General features: G+C 57.8%; 11 protein-coding genes and 2 pseudogenes. 8 read left to right on the plus strand and 5 right to left on the minus strand.

Annotated features, from left to right (window positions below; all coding sequences use genetic code 11):
- Positions 1-214: pseudogene (locus IVB32_RS32935) on the minus strand (hypothetical protein); the annotation flags it as partial.
- 241 nt (positions 215-455) lie between these two features.
- A complete protein-coding gene (locus IVB32_RS32940; protein WP_247412717.1) occupies positions 456-977 on the minus strand; it encodes an MATE family efflux transporter in 522 nt (173 codons plus the stop codon).
- 307 nt (positions 978-1,284) lie between these two features.
- Here IVB32_RS32940 and IVB32_RS32945 point away from each other — a divergent pair, with 307 nt between their 5' ends.
- A complete protein-coding gene (locus tag IVB32_RS32945; protein ID WP_247412718.1) occupies positions 1,285-1,503 on the plus strand; it encodes a hypothetical protein in 219 nt (72 codons plus the stop codon).
- Positions 1,504-1,925: 422 nt separating this feature from the next.
- Here the strand turns inward: IVB32_RS32945 and IVB32_RS43195 are convergent, their stop codons facing one another.
- The 3 genes from IVB32_RS43195 to IVB32_RS32955 form a co-directional block, all read right to left on the minus strand.
- Entirely contained in the window at positions 1,926-2,039 is a 114-nt protein-coding gene (locus IVB32_RS43195) for a hypothetical protein (protein WP_346731125.1), read from the minus strand.
- 105 nt (positions 2,040-2,144) lie between these two features.
- Complete coding sequence (locus tag IVB32_RS32950; RefSeq protein ID WP_247412719.1) at positions 2,145-2,681, minus strand: ATP-binding cassette domain-containing protein; 537 nt, start codon at positions 2,679-2,681, stop codon at positions 2,145-2,147.
- A gap of 220 nt (positions 2,682-2,901) precedes the next feature.
- Positions 2,902-3,219, minus strand: a complete 318-nt coding sequence (locus IVB32_RS32955; protein ID WP_247412720.1) for a hypothetical protein — start codon at positions 3,217-3,219, stop codon at positions 2,902-2,904.
- Positions 3,220-3,770: 551 nt separating this feature from the next.
- Between IVB32_RS32955 and IVB32_RS32960 the strand changes: the two genes are divergently transcribed.
- The 7 genes and pseudogenes from IVB32_RS32960 to IVB32_RS32990 all read left to right on the plus strand — a co-directional run bounded on the left by IVB32_RS32960 (position 3,771) and on the right by IVB32_RS32990 (position 14,553).
- Positions 3,771-4,052, plus strand: coding sequence for a helix-turn-helix transcriptional regulator (locus IVB32_RS32960; RefSeq protein WP_247337207.1), 282 nt, complete (start codon positions 3,771-3,773; stop codon positions 4,050-4,052).
- Between the two features lie 1,571 nt (positions 4,053-5,623).
- Positions 5,624-6,154: pseudogene (locus tag IVB32_RS32965) on the plus strand (IS630 family transposase); the annotation flags it as partial.
- A gap of 226 nt (positions 6,155-6,380) precedes the next feature.
- Entirely contained in the window at positions 6,381-7,076 is a 696-nt protein-coding gene (locus IVB32_RS32970) for a hypothetical protein (RefSeq protein ID WP_247367941.1), read from the plus strand.
- Between the two features lie 906 nt (positions 7,077-7,982).
- Positions 7,983-9,695, plus strand: a complete 1,713-nt coding sequence (gene nodU, locus IVB32_RS32975) for a nodulation protein NodU (protein WP_247412724.1) — start codon at positions 7,983-7,985, stop codon at positions 9,693-9,695.
- A gap of 1,673 nt (positions 9,696-11,368) precedes the next feature.
- On the plus strand, positions 11,369-12,958 hold the full coding sequence (locus IVB32_RS32980) for a hypothetical protein (RefSeq protein ID WP_247412721.1): 1,590 nt from the start codon (positions 11,369-11,371) through the stop codon (positions 12,956-12,958).
- Between the two features lie 9 nt (positions 12,959-12,967).
- Entirely contained in the window at positions 12,968-13,654 is a 687-nt protein-coding gene (locus IVB32_RS32985) for an HAD family hydrolase (RefSeq protein ID WP_247412722.1), read from the plus strand.
- On the plus strand, positions 13,651-14,553 hold the full coding sequence (locus IVB32_RS32990; protein WP_247412723.1) for an NAD(P)-dependent oxidoreductase: 903 nt from the start codon (positions 13,651-13,653) through the stop codon (positions 14,551-14,553). Before IVB32_RS32985 ends, IVB32_RS32990 begins: the two co-directional genes overlap by 4 nt.
- The last annotated feature ends 278 nt before the right edge of the window (positions 14,554-14,831 follow it).

Consider the following 14,831-nt stretch of genomic DNA (forward strand, 5'->3'; position numbering starts at 1 on the left):
GTTGCGTCGGCATCTTCGCCGATTCGTCGAAAAGAGCTCGGCGACCTGAAAACGCGCGACGATCAACTGTCAGCAAGGCAGCGATGAGCGTACCGAGCAGCATCGCGACCAGGCCTGCCCGCTTGATGCCGGGACCGTCGTTACGGCCGACCGCATGGCCAACGCTTACGGCCGCCGCCATGCTGATGCCGAAAGCGATCATGGATATAATCATGGTAATCTGAAGCGCGATCTGATGAGCCGCGAGTGCACTGGTGCTGATAAGGCGACAGGAGCGCCGCAGCCCACAAAACTCTGTACTGCAGTCAGGGGGGCGATTGAAATCTGAGTTCCGATCACGATCAGCTGTCGCAAGAAGGGCCAATCCAATTGCCAGAAATCTGCAAGCACGTGGTAGTTACGGAAAGGACGACGCATTGTAGCAAAGGACAAACCGGCTAGGAGCATCGCACAGTTCACCAGCGTGCTCGCAAGCGCCGCAGGGAACAGCTCAGGCCGGCCAGCCCGACACGAGCACGGCAGAGAGGGATTGCCGCCAGCCTGATCCACAAGATCGGCTCCGGCCGGTTGACCGCGCCGATGAAATTACGGATGGCCTGCAGCCATAGCGCCGGCACTACGCCACAAGGCCAGTCCGAACAGATATTGCTCAGCGGGCCGCGCAGCGTCTGGGCCTGACCGGAAGCGAGCGGAATTTGGTCTCCACGAAAAACAAACGCTATGATCGGGAACGATAGTAACAGCGCCGTCCATAGGCCCGTGCGCAGTGCGCGCGGTACCATAGCAAGATTCCCGGCCCCATACGCCTGCGCCGCCAAAGGTGCGATCGGCGCCACCAGGCCCGCGCCAATGGTGAACCTGACGAGATAGAGCCTGACGGCCAGGGCGGCCGCAGCGAGTGCCTCAGGCCCGATGTGCCCGATGAAGGCAATATCCGCCGTCATCATCGCGACCTGCGCAAGCTGGGTCAACACCATCGGCCACGCGAGCTTCACAGTTTCGTTGAGCTCGATCGTGAAGTGTTGGCCAGCCGCCCGTCTCGTGCTCTGCCGCAAAACTGATACTGGTTGTGCTTCGATTATTTGTCCATGGAAATCTAGCTACTTGGTTTGCCCCGGCCGCAAACGACTCCTTCTCCGCCGAGATGATGCTCGTTTTCGCCCTGAAGTCGCGCTGTCCGGCCGATGCGGGATCAGTCCGGCCGGGCAGCTGCGCCTCACAGAGGAGGCGCGCATCGGCCTGGGCTTACCCTTAACCCTGTGGTTTGGGGCTGCTCGCCCGCTGATGCGCGGCTTCATCAGCGCCACCGCCAGCGCATCGACTTTTTTGGCGCAATTTGAGCGCAAAGGCGGCGGGCGGCTGGCAGAATGGTCGGTCATCGGCACCGCGATAGGTGCGGGGTGGACCGCAATCGAGGCTTGGTCGATCACCTTGGCGAAAGCGTGCGCGAGCGCGACAGGGCGCTCGGGAGTCGCAATCGAACGCGACGCATACGTGAACTGAGAGGCTATGATCTTCTGAGCCATCATTACTTTCTTTGAGCATGCTATGCTGGATGACAGCTCCTTTTCAAGGCTCGTGCCAACTGCGATAGCTTGATTTGTAATGGCTATTTGCTTTGGCGGGCGTGTCCTCCTCCGACAACATGTCGAAAATCCCACAGTCGGCATCAAAGACGAGCCCAAAGCCCGCAGACATCCCGCAAATCCTGCACCAGGAATCCCAATAGACGGACGCCGATATGACGACCCTCCAAGCTCGCCAGCGCCGCAAATCGGCTAGACTGAACTCTCGACTCGAGTGGCGCGCAAGACAAAGGCGTCGCTTGCCTGAGCAGCGTATGGCTTCGACGCGTTTTCAATGGCCAAAGGCCGTGGCCCGTTTCGTCGAAACAGCCTTCATCACAGGATCGGGAATGAGCGCACTTATGAGCGTCTTCTTAGAGCGGCTGAATGAACGATTGGCCAGCCGCCGCGCGCAAGACTTGGGACTGCGGCGATCAAGCCTCTGGTGTAGTCGGTACTCGGATTGAGGAATATCTCGTCCCTGGTGCCGGTCTCGACGACGCGCCCTTGCGCATGACGATGACGCGATCGCTGAGATGGCGGACACGACCGAGATCATGCGAAATGAAGATGTTCATGTTAAGACGCGCCTTCAGATCGGCAAGCAGGTCCAGCACTTGTGCCTGGATTAGGGCATCGAGCGCTGAGACCCGGTTCATCACAGACGATCACGGCGGGCCTTGGAGCGATCGCGCGGGCGATCGCAACGCGCTGGCGCTGACCGCCCGAGAGTTCAAGCGGTTGGCGATCCAGGAACGCTGAGGATAGTCCCACCAGGTCAAGGTGCTGGACGACGCGTGCATCGCGCTCGCCTCTGGTCAACACGTCATTGGCGAGGCTATCGGATATGATGCGTCCCACAATCCAGCGAGCATCAAAGGAGCTGACGGGATCCTGGTAAATAATCGTGGTAGCCCGGCGCCACGTCCTGCGCTCGCGATTAGTGAGCGTGGTCCAGGCCTGACCTTGAAACAGAACGGCCCCGCCGTCGGGTAGGTCGAGCGCCAGCGCCATTCGTGCCATCGTCAACTTCCCAGATCCGGACTCGCCGACGACGCCCAGAGTCTCGCCAGATCGCAGCTCAAAGGAGGCATCGTCAACGATCGTCCGCGGCACGCCATCTGGCCCGCTTCACAAGGTTTGTCGCGCTGAGCACGACCGGAGGCAATGTCGATGGCAATTGCGCGGGAGCAAGGCCGCCGACCTGAAATCCCAAGCCGATCCGCTGCCCGACAAGGATCAGGGACCCAAAGCGCCCGACGTAACTGTAATTGCTCCAGAGAGCGTGACTGCGGCCGCGGCGGCCGTGCAGTGAGCAATAGTGACGACGAGAGCATCACAGGCGAACAGAGGGCACTGCATCCAGAAGCTGGCGCGTATAGGCGTGCTGCGGCTCCTTGAAGACTTGGTCTGCCGATCCGCGCTCAACGACCTCGCCTTCATGCATCACCAAGACCTCGTCAGCTATGCGGGAGACCACCGCCAGATCATGGCTGATGAAGATGGGCGCCTTGCCCCGAACCTTGCCCTGTTCCAGCAGTCCCAGCACCCGTGCCTGCACGGTGACGTCGAGAGCCGTGGTCGGCTCGTCGGCGATCAGGATGCGTGGATCGACAGTGTGGAGCAGAACTTTGGCACCAGCGCGTAGTTGCAAGCGTGGGCACTATGGACCCGACGGCAACATCAAATAATGCGATTGAATGTGCTTCTTTTTGTGATGTATTGCGTGAGAACTGGCAGCACTATCGGACCCTCGTGGCTCGCAACTGCCTTCAGGGCCTTTTATCCGGTCCTGCACACCGCGGTGTCTGAGTTCGCCACGTTTTTGCCACCAACAGGTGTCGACATGCTCCGTGGAGGGCAGAGAGTGCGTGATGCCCACAGCCTCATAGCCGAGTGCGCTGACCACACATGATAGCCGGCGTGACGCCGCGCCGCTAGGACAGGCCAAGCTCAAATAGCGCGACACGACCTCACTGCTCTGGTCGACGCGATGGTCGCCGGGACTCCTACCTCCTTGCAGGCGCTTTCCAGGATCGGCACGCCGTTGCTGCCGCCGAAGGTGAACCGGGGCTGCAGGGCCGGCCGGCCCAACGCCGGCTCATGTAAGCTCACGCTGCGAGTTCGCTATTTTTTGTCGAACTGGAGACAATAGAACGGTTATAGCCAGTGGTTTGATTGCCTGCCAAATGGCTGCTTTGGCGCATGAAAGCTCGCGCGATTGTGGCCTGGAATGTGCGGCGGATCCGTGTGGATCGCGGTATTTCGCAGGAGCAATTGGCTTACGATTCGGATACCGACCGCTCATATATGGGCGCTGTTGAGAGGCAAGACGCGAATCCATCAATCGATCTGCTCGATCGGGTCGCTGAAACACTCGGTGTCCATTTATCTGAGTTCTTTGTCCAACCGCCCAAAGGAGCAACGTCCCATGAGACATTGCCCAAAGGTCGCAAGCCGGCTCGTTCACATCACAGGAAGAAATAGCGCGCTGCTCGCATGGGTTCGCGGAAAACATTTGCAATTTGGTGTATCGCAGTTTTGAAAGGCTGCGGAAGCGGAAGGCTTCACGCAGGACGGATTCGCCGAAGCTACCGGCTTTACTCACCAATACATCAGCGGGCTGGAGTTTCGACCCGATCCTGCTGTGGTGACCCTGCTCGAACCGCCCGGCCCACATAGACGCAAGTGGCTAGGAGCGCTTTCGTTTGAGCGGCTGGCCTCAGCGACGATGCGGTCGCCCGGCCCTCCAGGCTCGCGTGATGATCTCGCCCTGGAAGTCGGAGCCCGTCTCCTGAAAGCACCGATGTTAGCCGTGTCACTTCGAGCCCCGCGACTACCGCGCCTCGATAGCGATCTGAAGGCCGAAGACGATCGGCGATGCACCCGCTTCTCCGCGGGCCGGAGCATTCGCAACTTGGCCAGTTGATCATTGACGCTGCGCGCGCCATCTCCGCTGAAATGGGTTCTCTACGCCGCAATTGAAGCAGTCGTATCAAGTTAAGATAGTTCTATGCGCAAGCCAGCGAATCCAGCTAGAGGACCGCGCGCGCTCGTGAAGCCTTGCTCACTTGCGTGATGCACATCGTACGAGTGGCAACCTCGCGTAGAGTTGAGGCCGCTTGGCCGCGCTCTCACAAACGCCGTTCGGCAGCATCCAGGATTTGCTCGCGGCGCCCTACGCGTTCAGTCGGCCCCGGGACTGATTTGCAGTTCTTCCGCGGGCTGCTTCGAAGAAGCCATCCCGTCTCATGCTTTTGGCGGCCGCCCCACACGGCCGCAGGGCAGCGGTCGTGTCGATCTCGATGGCACAGTCGTTGCCGACGACGCGGGCCAGTTCGCGCAAAGGTCCGAACGACGGCTGCCGGCCGAGCGGCTTCAACCGGTGTGCCTCATCACGGTCTCGGCCGAGGAAGTGCCGGGCCCGCATTGTGCGGAAGCCAAAAAGAGGCCGCTGCTGGGCTTATCCAGGAGCGGCCTGATCCGTGGGAGGAAGCAGACGAGCCCGGTCTGCCAGCGGATCGGCACTCCAGAGAAGCCGGCGCTAGAGCCTTGGCCGGAGTTGACCCATCGGGGGTCAGTTTCTAAGTGAAAACATTCGGCAGCCAGGACAGATCTGCGCGTGCTCACATCTAGACGGGGTTGAAACCACGTATCAGATCGGTGAATTCCATAGATGAGTAGAATCGGGTACAATGGGCGAAAGTGACAGCTGTCAGAAAACTTACCACGCTTCTACCGGCCGCCCGTAAAGGCGCATCATCGGAAATCTACGCACGATCTTTGCGCAATTTGCCGAAAGGCTCCATGCTCGTTGTGGCCATCTTCCCTATCATCGACTGGAATGACTGTCTGCTGCGAGATTTTCAAAACGTCTCCAAAGGTTCGCGCCGCCACATGTACGCGGCGATCACTTTTCGACGGCCGATATTCGGACTACGTGGAGTATCTGCCACTCGGGTGCTTCAGAACACCGGGCGCAACTGGCGAAGCTGTTTCGCCAGGCAGAATTTCGTGGCGAATTCGGACAAACTCCATTAGCTATGGAGCGCAGCATGCGGATTCTGAAGCTGCTGGATAAGCTGCCTCCGCAAGGGTTTGCGGGCTGGAGCGGCCCTGTACTGGCCGAGGCGCTGGGCGATGTTGACGTCCAATATGTCTGGCGCTTCCTGCGCAGCCACAAGATGGACCTCGCGGCTCGCAAGTCCTGGTGCGAGAGCAACGACCCGAATTTTACCGCCAAAGCCGCCGATGTTGTTGGCCTCTACGTCGCCCCGCCCGCGAAGGCCATGTGCTATGCGTCGACGAGAAGCCCTCGATCCAGGCCTTCGAGCGAGCGCAGGGTATCTGAAGTTGCCCAATGGCCGCGCCTTGACCGGCCAGAGCCACGATTATAGGCGCGATGGCACCACAACATTATTTGCGGCGCTTGAAGTCGCCACCGGAAGATCATCGCGGCTCATTCAAAACTCAGTCCCCGCGTCGAGTTTCTCGGCTTCATGAAAAGCGTCCCCGCGGCCTTTTCGGACCGAAAGCTGAAGAACGAGCACTGGCTCAAGGCCCACCCCAATGTGCAATTTCATTTCACGCAAGTAGCGCAGCGCGCTGTTTAGCCTTCATCAAAACGGCGACGCGCAAAAGAAGCGAGATGGAGCATCGCGACGAGTTGTCGGAGTCGCGACACCCCGTCCTACCCGCGACACGCGCCAAATGGGAATTAGCAATGGATATCAGTGCGCCCGTTTGGCACGCTCTTTGAACTTATGAAGGGACATCCCGTCGTGTGATGACCCATGTCAAAAGGAGGTGGTGTTAATGAGCGTCCCAAATCTGACGAAACGAGCAAATGCCCTCGGGACCGACAAGGGTGATGAGGTCGGCGACACCCATGGCTACACCGGCTTCTACTCTTTTCTGTTCGAGGAGTTCCGCCACGAACCCTTCACAATGGTCGAGATTGGATTACAGCACGGGAACGGCTCTCTCGATCCTGATTTACTCGTCGGTCGCAAGGTTGACGATATTCCGTCTATCAAAATGTGGTTGGAGTTCTTTCCCAAAGCTGAGATCGTCGGCTGCGACATTGCTGACTTCAGCGCCTTTAAGATGGATCGGTTCCGTTTCGAGCGCCTTGACATGGGCGATGCGGTAGCCTTGGAACGCCTTGCGAGTTCGCTCCCGCCTGTAAGGATCATTATCGAGGATGCTTCACACGCAGCTTACCACCAGCAGCTTGCTCTAGCGAAGCTGTTTCCCATCGTCGAGCCTGGCGGTTTTTACTTTATCGAGGATCTTCATACCACGCACGCGATTGCCGCACGATTGCCGCCCTGCAATTCAACTGAAACGGTAGTGGAGAAGTTCACCCAGACGCGTCAGCTTGACATTCCGTTTCTGACCGCGATTGAACGCAGAAACCTCGAGACCACAATTAGGAAGATGTTCATCCATCGCAACGATAAGGGGGGCGTCAACCGCTGGACCATGAAGATGGTGGGATTTGGAAAGTAATAAGGAGTCAACTGAACCTTCCGGGCCATCAAGTTGCCGATCTGGTCGGCTGTCTTGGCTTGCGCAGGTGAGAACTCCAAAACTCCAAAAACCTGCATCTCAGGAATGTGAATGGGTTGAAAATGGCGATAGGTGTGATTGTTTCGCTAACCTGAGTACCGGGCTTCTCATTGATGTTGCTGTCGCGCGGCGCTGCCGCTCGAACTCCTTTTCGACCACCATGTCTTTGGAGTTGAATGCTGCGGGGGAGGGCTACGACTTAATCGACCATCGCCGCACCTGTCCGACAACAACTTCCGAAGGTACGACCTGATTCTTTGCCGACTTCAACGCCCGAGCAATACGATGAACTCGCCGGCGCAGCGACACGTCACGCAAGGACTCGACAGGCGCGCCGCTGACGACGGACATTTTGGACACTTAGCGCACCTCCAGCCCGTCCAGGGATCGCGTGCGGCACTCTCTTCACCTCGGCCTGTGTATACCGAATCCCGACCAGGCATTCCGATTGATCGAAACCACCCATTCCGGCCGATCGCGACCGGCCTGTGGTCGGGTGTACGGGCCCCGTCGCATGATCCGGACTCCGCTGCAAACGCCACGGGCGAGATTACCTATGCGCAAAATCGGCGACATGCTTCGGCTGTCTGCTGCTGGCTTGCTTCGATTGGCGTTGGCGCAAATCATGCACTGCGCTACGCGCGGCATCTAGGAATCAAATCTCTGCGCTAGGGTCATGCTGCCGATGCCAAAAGAGTCATCGACATGCGGAATGAAACGTTGATCAAGATCGAACACGAGCGGTGCCAGGAGATGAGTCGGCCACGACGACCGCTTGCTCGCATGCTCTCGGACTCCGACTTGATCTTCAAATCACTCGAATTTCCGGGTAAACATGGAGGCACTATGCGCATCTGCGGTATCAAGCTGACGCACGACGGAGCGATCGCTCTCGTCGAGGACAACCGGCTTGTTTTTTGCGGCGAGCAGGAGAAGCGGAGCAATAATCCGCGTTATCAGTCGATCGGCAACCTTGATGCAATCGTCGTCGCCTTGGCGGAACACGGTCTAGATCCGCAGCAAGTTGATCAGTTCGTCATCGACGGCTGGGCCGGGAAAGTGGAATCGCAATTCCAGGTCCTCAGCGGAACCACGCCTGTCACTCTCAAAGGGGCGCCGTATGTCGAACGCCATGCAGAGGGTCTTCTCACCTCCCGCGACGGTCTTGGCCTCAGGCTCGACGGCAGAGATTTCCCTTACAGGAGCTATCCGCACGTCACAGCCCATCTGGCTTCCGCATACTGCACCAGCCCCTTTGCCAAGGCGGGACAGCCCGCTTTTTGCCTCGTGTGGGACGGCGGCACCTTTCCGCGTCTCTATCATATAGAACGTGAGGGCGCACGGTTCCTCGAATCCCTGTTCCCGCTTATTGGACATGTATACGCGGCCGCGGGCCTTCATTATGGACCCTACAAGCAAGCGAACCGCGCCAACTGGGATCTAGCCGATCCCGGCAAGCTGGACCCAGGCGGTGCCGGCAAGCTCAACCTGGGCATTGCCGGCAAGCTGATGGCCTATATCGCCCTCGGGTGTGTTAGTGAAACCATCGTCGCGGTCTTTGAGGAACTCTATCAAGAGCGCTTTGCGGCGGACACGAGGCTTTCAGCTTTCCATACGGACGTCGAGAGCATGGGATCCGCGCTTGCGAGTGTACGTGACTTCTTCGATGCCAGCATGCTCCGGTTGAAGGCCACGGCACCCCAAGATGTGCTCGCATCGTTTCATTGCTTCCTCGAGCGCCTCCTGATCGGTGAAATGACGAATGCTTTGCAGCGGCATGCGTGTTTTGCGTCGCGCAATTTGTGTATAGCCGGTGGCTGCGGTCTCAATATCAAATGGAACAGTGCACTACGTGCGTCAGGCCTGTTCGATGCTGTCTGGGTACCCCCTTTTCCGAATGACAGTGGCTCGGCAATCGGTGCCGCTTGCTGCGCAATGGTAGCGGACAAAGGTTTCGTGCCGCTGGAATGGTCGGTATATAGTGGTCCAGCCCTGCAGCCTAGCGATGTGCCGCCCGATTGGGAGGCTGCGCCGTGCAGTATGCATGAACTTGCAACCATTCTGGCCAGCAAGCAGCCCGTGATCTTCCTTGCAGGCCCCGCCGAGCTTGGACCGCGGGCATTGGGCAGCAGAAGCATTCTTGCAGCCGCGACTTCGCCCCAAATGAAGGATCATCTCAACGACATCAAACTTCGTGAACACTTCCGACCAGTGGCGCCGATATGCCTAGAGGATCGTGCGCCAGATATTTTTAATCCCGGAACGCCGGACCCTTACATGCTTTTCGATCACCAGACACGAACAGAGTGGCGGGATAAAATCCCGGCCGTTGTACATCTCGACGGATCTGCGCGGTTGCAGACGATTTGCAGGACCTCTCAGCACAAAGTCGCCGAGCTTCTCGTCGAATACGAAAAGCTCACGGGCATCCCGCTGCTTTGCAATACGAGTGCCAATCAGCATGGACATGGGTTCTTCCCGGATGTCGCAGCGGCTTGCGAGTGGGGACGCGTTGAGCACGTATGGGGCGACGGCATACTGTGGACGAAAGCTCCATAAACGAGCGATTGGCGTCCGAAGGCGCGTCTCGCGCGAACATGAACGCATCTCCGGAGTGGCGACACCATGTCGAGCAAGTCGATATAGTTGCGGAAGAGTGCTCCGGCCAAAGATCGGTGCGGGCAGACGCACAATTGCGTGGTCGTCGGCATGGCACCGCCTGAGGATGTTGCATCGAAGGGACCGATGCTGCCGAAGATGCACAAGACGACAGGATCGAATGGCCTGTTACGGCTGCGATTGGGTTCAGATCGTGTCCGTGAAGCACGCCCGGTTCTGCTTGTCGGCAACTTCGACTGGATTGGATCGGCGTCGAGATCGCTTCGGCTTACGGCGAGAACTGCGCCGCGTCTTCGACGTCATCAGGCGCGACCTGCACGGGCGGCGCCGCCATCCCACCCATGATCGAATCGGACACATCAAGGCCTACGGTCACCTCAGTCGCCGCTAGGCCGTGCCGGCGGTGCCGCCAACGTCGTCCTCTCAGCCATAGGCGGCAGCTTTGCCGCGCTCTCGCCTGGCTCAGACAACTCTTCCTGGTTCCTGCGATTGGTACGCCAGACGCTCGTCTGCACCCCGAAATCCGGCTTCTTGAGCAACCACTCAAACAGGACTATTCCAGAGCTGGTGCCAGAAACTTAAGATGCGAGCTAGCGCAGAAGTTTCGGATTACCGCGCGGACATCACCTGCCGCACCCCGCAGCGCGACGTGGCCGAGATCGAGTTCATATCCGTGGTTCGCCACGTGCATGCGGGACGAAGGGCGCTGCTCGATGATGATTACCGCAATCTCATTGGCGAGCTCAATCAGGCGGTCTCCTCGATTACGCCGATCCAAACTCCCTCGGTCGGTTCGTCCAGCAGCAGCAGTTTTGGATTTCTCAATAGTGCGCGCCGATCGCCAGGACCTTACGCTCTCCGCCCGAAAGCGTCCCACCCGGCTGATCGAAGCGGTGTTCGTCCGGTCGAAGAGGCTTGCAAATTTGTTGGGACCGTCCGCCCGGTTACGCGTGACCGGCCTCCGATCCTACCGTTTACCAGCGGCAGGAGCGCCAGGAACCGCTTACATGTCGAGACGGTGCCGGCTCTTGCTCCTGTCCGGATCGCTTCAGGGCCAGCTACGAAATTATCGACGTGCCGCAACGGCCGTGTTCACCTCCTGCGCAGCACGCAAGGGCCGGAATAAGCGAGAACGAGCAGCGGCTGTCGTGTTCGCGATGAGCGTGACAGTGAGGTTATCCATGCCGCCAGGGTCACGCCCTCATTCGTACCTACGGCCCTCGCCAGCCGACTGTAGCTGGCACAACCCTCGACCTGCAGGATGAGTCCTCGCCGGGCTTGGCGCCGCTCGAGTTCGCCATGCTCGCTCATGTGAGATGACTACCTCGAAGCAACCACGAGCGCGAGAGCCTCCGACCAGTCGTCGGGGCTTGGCGGCTTTGGGACGAAGTCGTCGCACTTCGGTCAGCATGTCGGGACACGGACACGCAAACTCATCCCGGGCAGCCCAATTCTTTAAGCTTCTCGAATTGCGTCGTTCCGTCAGCGCGAGCCGGGTCGCCTGAGGACTGGTATGGCGCTTGCTTAAACAGAGCGGAGCCACTTCTTTCGGCTAAGTACATTCGCCTGTGATGCCAGCCGGAACATCGGCGTTTAACACGAGGGGTAAAGGTATGTCCGGCGTTGCTGCAGCCTTTCTATGCCCCTCAAGCCATTCACCATCGACTGCTTATGATCGACTCAAGCACATGATTCCGAAACTTGCACTTCGTGGGCAGGCGGGGGTCGGGGTTGCCGCTTTCATGCACAAGCAAGGTTTTCGATATGGGAGAGCGCTTCAATCATCGAGCGGTTCAGTGCGCATTGAACCCAGCGAACAAGATCGAAGCTTTCGGCCTCATGTTGCGATCGCTCATGTCCGTAGCCGGTGCAGCGAACTGAGTGATGGCGGTGACATTCGGCCGATTCACAACAATGGGAGCACCCACCGCCATTTGGCAGTTTCTCTGGACGGCGCTTTGGTCAATGCTCGTGAACTCAGACGAGAATTCCTTTCCAAGCAACAACGAACAACCGTCAACACAGATGCTGAGCTCTTGCTCAAGTGTATTGAACGCTGCTGTGAACGAGATTATTGGCGCCACGGTCTAGCCGCTAATTACGAAACTGTATTTCGAGAGATTGATGATCGTATCGATGGCGCTATCAGCGCGCTTTTTTTGGACGGAGACGGAAACCTCATTGCATATCGCAATCGGACCGGTTTGCGACCATTGGAGGCTATGCAAACAGATGACGGGTCTTTGCTCTTTGCTTCTGAAAATTGTGCCTTTGCCGCTCTAGAGGGTGATACGCAGCAAATCTTGCCAGGCCACATAAAGTATGTGGACGGGAAAACGGGGTGCAGCGTTGATCACTCGGTGAGCAACGGACGACATAAAGCCACGCTCTGCACCTACGAAGCTCTCTACTTGGGCAGTCCGAACACATCGATCGAAGGCCAGTCACATTTCGAAACCCGCTACAACATCGGGGTCGTCTTGGGGGCACTCGTTGCGCGGCGACTGCAAGCGGAAGCGGGCCCTGCGCCCACAATTGTTTCCTCCATGCCGCATACTGGTGGCCCGTACGCCGATGGCCTGTTTGCATCTCTAGCTGAATACGGGCTGTTGGCCGAGCGTCGTGAAGTGGTCGCGACGACACTTCTTCAGCGGACTCTCATCGGCACACCTGGCGGACGAAAATCTCGCATAGCTCGAAAATACCGCGTGTCGGACACCGACCTTGCTAAGGCCAGCATAATAGTTGTCGACGAAGCCCTCATTCGCGGCGATACCAGTCAAGCAGTAACGAGTATGCTCCTTACCGCTGGAGCCAAAGCCGTGCATTGGGCGATCGGTTCGCCGCCTATAGTAGCTCCGAACTACTACGGCATGGGCATCGACACACTAGATGAGCTCGCATTCTGGCAGGTTTGGAAGCGATTGCCGTCCGAGCAGCGTGCTCAAAGCATGCTCTTCCATAAGATGGAACCCCACGTTCTCAGACTAATCGAAAGCAATATCGCGGCATCGATCGACGCAGCCACGACAACGTATCTGCCCTTCCCGCTCCTAGGATCGTTGCTGCCCGGCAGACTGGAGAACTTCGATTTGTCACCTTTTACATTCGAGATGCCAACCCCGGCGGGACAGCAGCGCGCGGACAGGAACTTACGCAAACTAACCGCCGATCTTCCTTGTATGCAATCAATCCGCGCTTGAGGTCAGTTCATGAATCCCGTCCTCGTCTTTGATTGGAATGGAACGCAGCTCGATGATGCGCACGCGCTCCTCCAAACGACAAATGCCATTCTCGACCGCTTTTGTCGTGCGACGATCCACATGGACACGTTTCGGAAACATTGCGATGTTCTGCTATCACTTCTTTATCGCAGTCTCGGAATGTCGCGGGACGAGGTTGCGGAGGTGGGTCGCGATGGGAGCGCCGCTTCTCACGAGACCTATGAACCTCTTGCGGATAAGGCCGATCTGCGCGAGGGCCCACATAGACACTTGGAGCTGGCGCGGCGCGAAGCAGCTTTGTCCATCATCGTGAGCAATCATATCGTCGCCCCGCTCCGATCTCAATTGAGACGACTTGGAATCAACAACTACATTAACGAGGTTCTCGCCTTTGAAAGCCGCACCACTCAATACCAGTCGATGGGCAACAGAGAGCGGCTTCGTCTGTACATGCAGAAGAACAACCTAGAGCCGGCGTCAATCTTCATCATCGGCGTTATGCCGTCCAAATGGACATTGCACGCCATTCTCGGACTCAAAGCGTATGGATCACCCGCGGTTTTGTTTCGGATTCGTGCTTGCACGCGGCGAATCCTGACTACACGATTGACAACCATCATGAGTTATCGCCGATCTTACAAAGGCACGGCTTCTTTCAGAATGCATAAATCATGACCGCCGAGCTATTACCCAACGCACGTCCAAAAGCTGCGAACCAGAAAATAGGCCTTATCGGCGTCGGGCGCATGGGAACCGGAATGGGTCTCTGCCTGTTGCGGCACCAAGTTGAGCTGCATATCAAAGCGAACAAAAGTCGCTTCGGTGCGGATCGATTGGCTGCGGCAGGCGCCCGTGAGCATCCTTCCATCGCTGAGCTGGCGCCGCATGTAAGTGCGGTGGTGTTATCCCTGCCATCAAGCCGGGAGGTTGAGGCAGTGTGTCTTGGGCAGGACGGGCTTTTTGTCCATATGTCCCGTGGAGGTTTAATAATTGACTGCACCACGTCTTATCCTGGCTCGACAGTTGCACTGGCGGAGCAGGCTCAAAAACGCGGCCTCGGTTTTATAGATGCCCCAGTAACACGGAGCCCTGAACAAGCAGAGCTCGGCCTTCTCAACGCGATTGTTGGATCGAACGAAACGCTTTTTCCTGCGGCTGAAGGCATTCTTGCTACTTTTTGTGAGACCGTTCTTCATGTCGGAGATGTCGGAAAAGGTCATGAGCTCAAGCTTGTTTACAACAGTATGACTATGGGCATAGCGGCGGTAGCCTCAGAGGTCTGCCAATTCGCGAACGCTCTTGGCCTCGATCTTGTAACACTCCGCTCTTTGGTTAGTCGCGGTTCCACTAATAGTGGAATATTCCAAGCCTTCGTGGCCTTTTTGTTGGGCGAGAAACCCGATGTTCTGGCAGTCTCAATTGCCAATTCTGCAAAGGATATTGGGTGCGCAGTGCGTCTGGCGGGCGAGAGCGCTGTTTCGGTACCGATCCTGGCTGCCACCGCCCACAAGTTAAACAACGCAGTTGCCGGGGGTAAAGGCGAACTGACACTACCTCATTTGTCTCACCCGTAAGTTCTCGGCCTATCGAACCGCAACGAGGATCGGTGGCGACCAGATCGATCCTTGCCTCGTCCGACGTTCTCCGATGTTGTTTAATGGTGCATTCTTGTCGCACGATTCGAAGCATGCGCTATGGGACTGTTTAACACGGCTGCGCCACCCCGACGGAGGCAGTCCGTCGAGGTAGATTCCCGATCGCTCTTAAACTAGTACCCACTTTTCTTGGAACGTGAGTCGTGATTCAAGATATGGATGATCCCCGAAGCAAGAGAAGTCCACCTTTCGCGGAG

Source organism: Bradyrhizobium sp. 23, assembly GCF_023073295.1.
In the GTDB taxonomy this organism is placed as follows: domain Bacteria; phylum Pseudomonadota; class Alphaproteobacteria; order Rhizobiales; family Xanthobacteraceae; genus Bradyrhizobium; species Bradyrhizobium canariense_D.

Coding starts and splice junctions, on each gene's coding strand:
- IVB32_RS32970 (WP_247367941.1), top strand. CDS start 6,381: ATGAGCGTCCCAAATCTGACGAAACGAGCAAATGCCCTCGGGACCGAC.
- IVB32_RS32980 (WP_247412721.1), top strand. CDS start 11,369: ATGTCCGGCGTTGCTGCAGCCTTTCTATGCCCCTCAAGCCATTCACCA.
- IVB32_RS32985 (WP_247412722.1), top strand. CDS start 12,968: ATGAATCCCGTCCTCGTCTTTGATTGGAATGGAACGCAGCTCGATGAT.
- IVB32_RS32940 (WP_247412717.1), bottom strand. CDS start 977: ATGGTGTTGACCCAGCTTGCGCAGGTCGCGATGATGACGGCGGATATT.
- IVB32_RS32945 (WP_247412718.1), top strand. CDS start 1,285: ATGCGCGGCTTCATCAGCGCCACCGCCAGCGCATCGACTTTTTTGGCG.
- IVB32_RS32990 (WP_247412723.1), top strand. CDS start 13,651: ATGACCGCCGAGCTATTACCCAACGCACGTCCAAAAGCTGCGAACCAG.
- IVB32_RS32960 (WP_247337207.1), top strand. CDS start 3,771: ATGAAAGCTCGCGCGATTGTGGCCTGGAATGTGCGGCGGATCCGTGTG.
- nodU (WP_247412724.1), top strand. CDS start 7,983: ATGCGCATCTGCGGTATCAAGCTGACGCACGACGGAGCGATCGCTCTC.